Annotated in this window: 5 protein-coding genes and 1 rRNA gene; 1 reads left to right on the plus strand and 5 read right to left on the minus strand. The window is 71.0% G+C overall.

Annotated elements, in window-relative coordinates; translation table 11 throughout:
- Window positions 1-118: 118 nt before the first annotated feature.
- The gene (locus ACZ6QQ_RS32040; RefSeq protein WP_465881367.1) at window positions 119-1696 is read right to left on the minus strand and encodes an MFS transporter; all 1578 of its coding nucleotides are present in this window, start codon (window positions 1694-1696) and stop codon (window positions 119-121) included.
- 151 nt (window positions 1697-1847) lie between these two features.
- On the opposite strand from ACZ6QQ_RS32040, the gene ACZ6QQ_RS32045 reads away from it, so the two are divergent.
- Window positions 1848-5123: an AfsR/SARP family transcriptional regulator gene (locus ACZ6QQ_RS32045; protein ID WP_465881369.1), complete on the plus strand. Its 3276-nt coding sequence runs from the start codon at window positions 1848-1850 to the stop codon at window positions 5121-5123.
- A 39-nt stretch (window positions 5124-5162) separates the two neighbouring features.
- Here ACZ6QQ_RS32045 and ACZ6QQ_RS32050 read toward each other — a convergent pair whose 3' ends face one another.
- The 4 genes from ACZ6QQ_RS32050 to rrf form a co-directional block, all read right to left on the minus strand.
- Window positions 5163-6266 (minus strand): oxygenase MpaB family protein, encoded by a 1104-nt coding sequence (locus ACZ6QQ_RS32050; protein WP_465881371.1) that lies wholly within the window; start codon window positions 6264-6266, stop codon window positions 5163-5165.
- Window positions 6267-6464: 198 nt separating this feature from the next.
- Window positions 6465-7835, minus strand: coding sequence for a permease prefix domain 1-containing protein (locus tag ACZ6QQ_RS32055; RefSeq protein ID WP_465881372.1), 1371 nt, complete (start codon window positions 7833-7835; stop codon window positions 6465-6467).
- A complete protein-coding gene (locus ACZ6QQ_RS32060; RefSeq protein ID WP_465881374.1) occupies window positions 7835-8206 on the minus strand; it encodes a PadR family transcriptional regulator in 372 nt (123 codons plus the stop codon). Before ACZ6QQ_RS32060 ends, ACZ6QQ_RS32055 begins: the two co-directional genes overlap by 1 nt.
- 237 nt (window positions 8207-8443) lie before the next feature.
- A 5S ribosomal RNA gene (gene rrf / locus ACZ6QQ_RS32065) occupies window positions 8444-8535 on the minus strand; the annotation flags it as partial.

Here is an 8535-nt window from a genome sequence, read left to right on the forward strand (position 1 = left end):
AACACCCCTTTCTGTTTTTTCCCGTTCCCCACAGCCACGCTCACTGGCAGGCCCGATTTCCCCCCGCGCGGGTTCCCCGACCGCCGCTGCCGGCCCCCCCCGCCCGGGGCGGGGTTTGTCAGGCCGGCGTACCCGACTTCTCGACGGTCTCGACCGGCTCGGCGGGCTCGGCGGCCTGTCCGCTCGGCGGAACCTTGCGCAACGTCGCCACCGAGAGGACGGCGAGTCCGATCATCACCACCACGCTGATCACCGAGATCACGTTGAAGGCGTCGGTGAAGGCCGCCCGTGCGGCGGTGACCACCGACTCCCCCAGCCGCGAGACTTCCGCGACGGCGCCGGCCAGTGTGTCCTTGGCCGAGGCGGCGGCGTCGCCCGGGGCGTCGGCCGGTACGGCGTCCTGCATCTGGTCGCGGTAGATGGCCGTACCGAGAGTTCCCAGGATCGCGGCTCCGAGCGCCATGCCCAGCTCGCTCGCGGTGGCGTGCATCGAGCCGGCCGATCCGGACCGCTCGACCGGTGCGGAGCCGACCACCAGGTCGGCGGTGAGCACCATCAGCGGGGCCAGTCCGATCGTGATGACCATGGCGCTCACCGCCAGCAGCACCGGGTGGGAGGTGGGCTCCAACCCGATCAGCATCGCGAAGCCGATCGCCGAGACCACGAGGCCACCGGCGATCACGTAGCCGGGCGAGTACCGGCGGGCCAGCAGCGGGCCGAGGTTGGCGCCGATGATCGTGCCACCCACGAAGGGCAACATCCAGAGCCCGGCCTCGAACGGAGACTGGATCTTGACCAGCTGGAGGTACTGGGTGAAGTACAGGGTCAGGCCGGACAGCGTGATCATGCACAGCAGTTGGAGGTTCAGCGCGCCGCTGAACGCCCGGCTGCGGAACAACGAGACGTCGAGGATCGGGTCGGCGAGCGTCCGCTGCCGGCGCAGGAAGAGCCAGCCGAAGACCAGACCGACCACGATCGCTGCCACGGGCGTGACCTGCCAGCCGTGCTTGGCGATCTGCTTGAGACCGTAGATCACCGGCAGCATGGTGGCCAGCGACAGGAAGACGCTGGCGAAGTCGAGCTTCCCGGCCCCCGGTGCCTTGTACTCGGGCAACAGGATCGGCGCGGTGACCAGCAGCAGCACCATCACCGGCACGCCGAGGAGGAAGACCGACCCCCACCAGAACTGCTCCAGCAGCAGACCACCGATCACCGGACCGGCCATGGCGCCGATCTCGAACGAGGTGGCCCAGACGCCGAAGGCGGCGGCCCGCTGCTTCGGGTTCTTGAACATGTTCGTGATCAGCGACATGGTGGACGGTTGCAGGGTCGCGCCGGCGATACCCAGCAGGGCACGGGCGGCGATCAGCATCTCGGTGCTGGTGGCGTACGCCGAGAGCACCGAGGCGACGCCGAACGCGACCGCACCGATCATCAGCAGTCGGCGGCGGCCGATCCGGTCACCGAGCGTACCCATGGTGACCAGGAAACCGGCGATCACGAACGCGTAGATGTCGACGATCCACAGCATCTGGATGCTGTCCGGACCGAGGTCGGCACTGAGGTGCGGCAGTGCCATGTAGAGCACCGTCAGATCCATCGAGATCAGGATCGTCGGGAGGGCGAGAACGACGAGCCCCAGCCATTCTCGGCGGCCGGCCCGGGGTTCGGAGACCGGCAGTGCGCTGGCAGACATGAAAACCTTCCTCCACGGCGGGGTTGTCCCACTCTTTTCGGTCATGCTCATCGCCGTCGCTCTCGGAGCCATCTCGGTTGGATCTCGGTGACTGCCGGACCGGGCACCACTTGTCTTGGTTCACCGGCCCGACACTCGGTACGGTGAACGGATGCGCTTCGGAGTGCTCGGTCCGTTACAGGTCTGGACCTCCGACGGCCGTCCCGTACGGATCCCCGAACCGAAGGTGCGGGCGGTCCTCGCCCACCTGCTCGTCCACCGCAACCAACCCGTCTCCGTCGACCGACTGGTCGAGGACCTGTGGCCGGCCCGACGCCCCGGCAATCCGGCCGGGGTGTTGCAGAGCAAGGTGTGGCAGCTGCGGCGGGCCCTGGAGGAGGCCGAGCCAGGCGGTCGGGAGTGCGTCGTCTCCCGCTCCCCGGGATACCTGCTCCGGGCCGACACAGTGGACGCCGACCAGTTCGCCCGGCTCGCCGCGCGCGCCCTCGCGGGTGCGGATCCCCGGACCCGGGCCGCGCTGCTGGCCGACGCCCTGGCCCTGTGGCGCGGAGCCGCCTACGCCGACTTCGCCGACGAGATCTTCACCCGGTCCGCCGCCGCACAACTGGAGGAGCAGCGGCTGACCCTGCTGGAGGAACAGGCCGAGGCCCGGCTCGCACTCGGCGAGCACACCCTGCTCGGCGACGAGATCGCCGACCTGGTCGCCCGGCATCCGCACCGGGAGCGGCTACGTGCCGCGCAGATCCGGGCCCTCTACCTGTCCGGTCGGCGCACCGAGGCGCTCGACAGCTACGGCGACCTGCGCCGGCGCCTCGCCGAAGACCTGGGGTTGGACCCCGGCCCGGAACTCGCCGGGCTGCACCGGGCGATCCTGATGCAGGATCCGACCCTGCGTCCGAACGCCTCGCCGGCCACCACCACCGCCCGCCCGTCGACGAACCTGCCGGCCCCGCTGACCGAGCTGATCGGCCGGGCGGAGACCATCGCCGAACTCCGGTCGCTGCTCGCGGTGCGCCGGCTGGTGACACTGGCCGGCTCGGGCGGGGTGGGCAAGACCCGGATCGCCATCGAGACCGCCAGCCAGCTCCTCGACACGTACGCCGACGGGGTCTGGCTGGTCGAACTCGCGGCGATGGAGCCCGCCGCCGACCCGGAGCCGGGCACCCGGGGCCGGCGCCGGGGTGCCCACCCGTCCTCGGTCGCCGAGATCGCCGAGGTGGTCGCCGGTGTCCTGGGTATCCGGGACGACGCGACCGGGATCGGCGGCTCCGTCGCGCCACCGTCGCTGATCGACTTCCTGGTCGGTGCGCTGCGCGGCAAACGGATGCTGCTGGTGCTGGACAACTGCGAGCAGATGGTCGAGCCGGTGGCCCGGTTCAGCGAACTGCTGCTCGGCCGCGCCCCCGGGATCCGGATCCTGGCCACCAGCCAGGAACCGCTCGACGTCTCCGGCGAGCAGGTGATGACGGTCCCGCCGCTCACGCTGCCGCCGGCCGGGGCCGGGTTGGACCCCGGAGCGCTGCGACAGTTCAGCTCCGTCGAACTCTTCGGCGCCAGGGCCGGCGCGGCGATGTCGGGCTTCACTCTCGACGCCGACAACGCCCCGGCGGTCGCCGCGATCTGCCGGCGGCTGGACGGGATCCCGCTGGCCCTGGAGATGGCGGCGACCCGGGTACGGGGGCTCGGCGTACACGAGGTGGCGGCGCGGCTCGACGACCGGTTCCGGTTGCTCGCCGCCGGGCGCCGGGGCGCCCCGCCACGGCAGCGAACGCTCCGGGCCACCATCGACTGGAGCTGGGCGCTCCTCGACGAGCCGGAACGGATCCTGCTGCGCCGGCTCGCCGTGCACACCGACGGCTGCACCCTGGCCGCCGCCGAGGAGGTCTGCGCCGGCAAGGGCGTCGAGTCCGCCCGGGTCGTCGACCTGCTCTCCCGGCTGGTCGACTGTTCACTGGTCGTGTTCACCGACACCGTAACCACGGCCCGTTACCGGCTGCTGGAGTCGGTCGCCGCGTACTGTCTCGACCGGCTCGACGAGGCCGGCGAACTCGCCCACTACCAGCGCCGGCACCGGGAGTACTACACCGCGCTCGCCGAGCGCGCCGAACAGCATCTGCGGGGTCACAACCAGCGGCAGTGGCTGCAACGGCTGGACGCCGAGACCGCCAACCTGCGCAGCGCGTTCGAGACCGCGGTCCGCCACGGCGAGGCCGACCTGGCGCTGCGCCTGGCCAACGCGATGTCCTGGTACTGGTTCCTGCGCGGGCGCCTCGCCGAGGCCCGGCGCTCCCTGCTCACCGCGCTGGAGATGCCCGGACCCGCGCCCGTGGTACGCCGGGCGACGGCGACCGCGTGGCAGATCGGCATCGGGTTGGTCCTGCGTGGCGGTGCGGACCCCGAGCAGGAGTACCGGACCGCGCTGGAGCCGTTCGACCAGGTGGACGACCCTCGTTCCCGGGCCATGGCGGAATGGTTCCTCGGCTCCACCATGTACGGCATCGGCGACCTCTCCCCCAGCGAGCAGCTGGTCGACCGCGCGCTGGGCCGGTTCGAGGCGCTGGGCGACCGGTGGGGGGTCGCCGCCGCGCTGAGCAGCCGCAGCTTCCAGGCGAAGCTACGGGGCACGTTCACCACCCTCAAGCGGGACGGGGAGCGCAGTCTCGCGCTCTTCCGGGAGATCGGCGACCACTGGGGACAGTTGCAGGCGATCGGCCCGCTGGCGACCTACGCGGAGGTGGTCGGCGACTACGACGTCGCGGCGCGGCTGTACCGGGACGGGCTGCGCCTGGCCGAGGAGTTCGGGCTCTGGCCCTCGGTCTCGCTGCAACTGGCCGGGCTGGGCCGGATCGCCCTGCTGACCGGGGACTACCAGCAGGCGCGGGAGTTCCACCAGCGGGCCCGGCGGCTGTCGATCGAGCAGTCCGACCGGTTCGGGGAGCAGTTCGCCGAGATCGGGCTCGCCCTCGGTGCCCGCCGGGAGGGTCGGCTCGACGCCGCCGGAATGCACCTGGACCGGGTGCTCGAACTGCACCGGGAGATCGGGTACGCCCCCGAGACACCGGCCCTGGTCTCCGCCGAGTTCGGCTTCATCGCCGAACTGCGCGGGGATGCCGACGGCGCGTTGGCGGCACACCGTACCGGGCTGGACACCGCGACCGAGAGCGGCGATCCGCGGGCGGTCGCGCTCGCCCTGGAGGGGCTGGCCGGGGCGTACGTCCTGGCCGGCTATGCCGAGCACGGCGCCCGACTGCTCGGCGCCGCCGCCGAGGCCCGGGAGTCCGCCGGGGCGCCGCTGCCCGGTGGCGAACGCGGCGACGTGGAGCGGATCTCCGCACGGGCCCGGACGGAGCTGGGCGAGGACGGCTTCGTCGCCGCGTTCAAACACGGTGGCGAGCTGCGCCCCGACGAGTACCTGGTAGCCGACTGACGGACGTCCCGGCCCCGGCGGCGCCGCCGGGGCGCCTGGCTAATGGCGTACGCCGTTGACCCGGCTGGGCTCCGCGACGGAAGCGATGGGCTCGGCGGCACCGTGACCGTGGTGCTCGCCGTGACTGTCGTGCTCGGCGGAGTCCGCCTCGGACGTCGGGCCGGTGCCGTGCACGGTGTGCGCCGGGCCGACCTTGTCGAGATCCCATTCGCCGTCGGGGAAGGTCGGGGTCGGCATCTTGTCCGGGTACGCGGGTTCCATCCGCGGCGCGGTGGCCCGGACGTACGCGGACCGGGCCCGGATCGCGAGGTGTACGGCCAGCCGGATCAGCGCCGACGGCTCGGCGACCCCGAACGCCCGGCGCAGTTCCGGCTGAAGTATCGCCGGTACGGCCAGCTCGGCGAGCCGCCGCCCGAGTGGTTGCCAGCGAGCTGGCAGCCAGCCGACCATCGGCCCGATCAACGCGTCCTTGGTCGACTGGAAGAGTTGCGCCGCCTCGGGCGAGTAGACGAAGTGCCGACGTACGTAGTCGTCGTGGAAGCGCCCCAGCTCCTCCCAGGAGCCGGGCATGTCCTTCAACCCCATGTGCTCGCTCTGCTCCCGCGCGTGCAGGTACGCGGCGGTGTGCTCGGCGTCGCTGAGCGGACGCCAGCCGTACCGGTCGACCCAGCGGGCCTGGATGAGCATGCTGGTGGCGAGAACGAACAGGTACTGCTCGTTGGTGATGGTCCACTTCTCCCCGTCGACGCTGATGTGCCGTACGGCGTTGCGGTGGATCCGGTTCATCCGCCGGGCCGCGGCCTTGCCGCGCGGGTCCCTGAAGCCGTGCCGGACCATCTCCAGAGTGATGATCCCGAGGTGTTCCATCCGGCGGTGGGTGTTCCCGGTCAGCTCACCGGTCCGCACCAGCAGCGCGGCCATCTCCCGCGCCGCGACGCTGTGGTAGAAGCCGAGCGCGCCCCCGATGGCGTAGTCCCACGGGAACTCGTAGCCCATGTCGAGCCACCAGATCCGGCTGGCGTTCTCGCGGACGTCCATGGCCTGGATCTCCCGCACCCGCGCGTAGCGTCGGTCGGCGCGTCTCCTGGTCCAGACGCCGAATGCCGTACGCCGCTCCAGCCTGTCCGAACGGGTTCGGGACATCGTTCCTCCGTCAGCGTCGCGACGGCCGGCTCTCCGGGCACCGACACCGGCCGATCCACCAGGAAGCCTGGTCGAGGGCCGGGCGGCGGGCAACCTACCCGGTCGGGATCCGTCAGGTCGTCGCCCCTCGCCCGCCGGCCCGTCCACCCCGCCTCGTGTCGAGGGGTGAACGGGCCGGCTCGGGCAGGTCGTTGCGGCTCAGGCGAAGTCGAAGACGGGCGGGAAGGCGAGGACGACGGCCCAGGCCCAGACCGCGTACACGACCAGGTACCGGGTCTGCCAGTGTTCCAGGCGGGCGAAGGGCATACGGCCACGCGTGAAGCCGAGGAACAGCCACGCCGACCAGGCCAGGTTGGTGAGCAGCACGACGTTCTCGCCCAGTGCCGCGGTCTTGTTGGGGCTGAAGCCCCACTCGGTGATCCGGCCGGTGATCGCCAACAGCACCAGGACGTCGATGATCAGGGCGCAGACGACGAGCCCGAGTTGCAGCCGGTCGAACAGGCCCGCTCGGGCCGTGAGGTCACGGGCGGAGATGGCGTACAGCAGCAGGCCGAGCACGATGACGAGCAGCAGGTCGAAGAGGATGAGCGCGTCACGCTCGACGTCGATGCCGTTGTTGGTCCAGATGATGGCGACCAGGAAGGCCAGCAGGGTGGCCGCGAAGAGCGGGGTGAAGACGCGGGTGAGCACCGGAGCCATGTTCTCGATGACGCTCTGCTTCGCCTCCACCAGCCACGCCGACACGACGATCGCCGCCATGGCGCCGCACGGCACCAACCACGACTGGACGAATCCCTCGACGTCTACGCCGATGGCTCCGAAGGTGTTCACCGTGAAGGCCGTGAGTACGCCGCCGCCCAGGGCGATGAGGGCGAAGTAGATCAGCCACTCCCCGGTGAACCGGATGAAGTCCATCCGCCGCCGGTCCGAGCGCCAGTCACCGCCGGTGTAGGCGACGCCGACGACCAGCCACAGCGCGATCGGCAGGTGGATCGCGGTGAGCGCGACGGTCTGCGCGCCGTCGGCCGCCGGGTACGCGTTCGCGGCGACCGCGCCGAGGATGAACAGCAGCGCGAGCACCGCGATGACCCGCGGACCGACCCGGCGCTGCCAGGCGAAGTAGGCGGCGAGCGCCGGCAATGCGAAGAGGCTGATGTTTCGCGCGTAGAAGGCGCCGTCGTCGCCCGAGATGTCCAGGCCGAACCAGCCCGGCACTTTGATCGCGAACGCCGCGACGGCCGCGCAGAGCACCATGACGGGCAGTTCCCGACGGGTACGGGCGGCGGTGGGCGCGTCCGGCTCCCCGGGCAGCACGAGTTGCTTCCACAGCCGCTCGGAATGTTCCCGCGCGAACTCCCGTGACAGCTCGTCGAGGCTGCCCATGCGTTTGACGGCGATGAGGAACGCCTCGTCGGTTCGCAGGCCGGCCTCGCTCAGCTCGGTGATCCGGCTCCGGAGATGGTCTTCCAGCTCCTCGGTGTCGGTGTGGTGCAGTTCCCGCCGCCGATGCGTGTACGCCCGCCACTCGGCGATCTGACCCTCCAGGTCGTGGGTGCTGTCGGCGGCCATCACCCCACCTCCCATGCCGGTGCCGTGATCGGCCTGATCGACTGGGCCGTGCTCCAGACCCCCCGCAGGGTGTCGACCACGGCGGCCCACTGGCGGCGCTGCTCGGCGAGCTCGGCCAGGCCCTGGTCGGTGATGCGGTAGTACTTGCGGCGGCGTCCCCCGGCCGGCGTCTCCCATGCCGACTCGACGTGACCGAGCCGCTCCAGACGGTGCAGCAGCGGATAGAGCAGGCCCTCGGTCCACTCCAACTGCCCACCCGACAGCTCGTTGACCTGCTTGAGGATCGCGTAGCCGTAGCTCTCGCCCTCGGCGAGGATCCCCAGCACGAGCGGCGTCGCCGAGGCCGCGACGAGGTCTTTGGTGATGTGCACGTACCCTCCTATACCTAGGACTGTGATGCATAGTAGTTCTAGGTATAGGGGCGGCGCAATCCGATGCCGGGCCGGGGCAGGCCGAGGGTGCGGTGCGGTACGCCAGGTCGGTCAACCACCGCGAGCGGGTCGAGCCGCACATACACGGGGGAGCCTGGGGCCGGGAGGCCGGGTCCGAATCAAAGACCCACAGAAACAAGTTAGGGCCATCCCGAAGGATGGCCCTAACTGAAAATTGTCCGGCGGCGTCCTACTCTCCCACACCCTCCCGAGTGCAGTACCATCGGCGCTGGAGGGCTTAGCTTCCGGGTTCGGAATGTAACCGGGCG

The sequence above is a fragment of the Micromonospora sp. NPDC049529 genome, from assembly GCF_055586685.1.

What these genes read in the sequence shown, in the direction of transcription:
- ACZ6QQ_RS32040 (WP_465881367.1), bottom strand. Translation starts at nt 1,696, where the DNA reads ATGTCTGCCAGCGCACTGCCGGTCTCCGAACCCCGGGCCGGCCGCCGA.
- ACZ6QQ_RS32045 (WP_465881369.1), top strand. Translation starts at nt 1,848, where the DNA reads ATGCGCTTCGGAGTGCTCGGTCCGTTACAGGTCTGGACCTCCGACGGC.
- ACZ6QQ_RS32050 (WP_465881371.1), bottom strand. Translation starts at nt 6,266, where the DNA reads ATGTCCCGAACCCGTTCGGACAGGCTGGAGCGGCGTACGGCATTCGGC.
- ACZ6QQ_RS32055 (WP_465881372.1), bottom strand. Translation starts at nt 7,835, where the DNA reads ATGGCCGCCGACAGCACCCACGACCTGGAGGGTCAGATCGCCGAGTGG.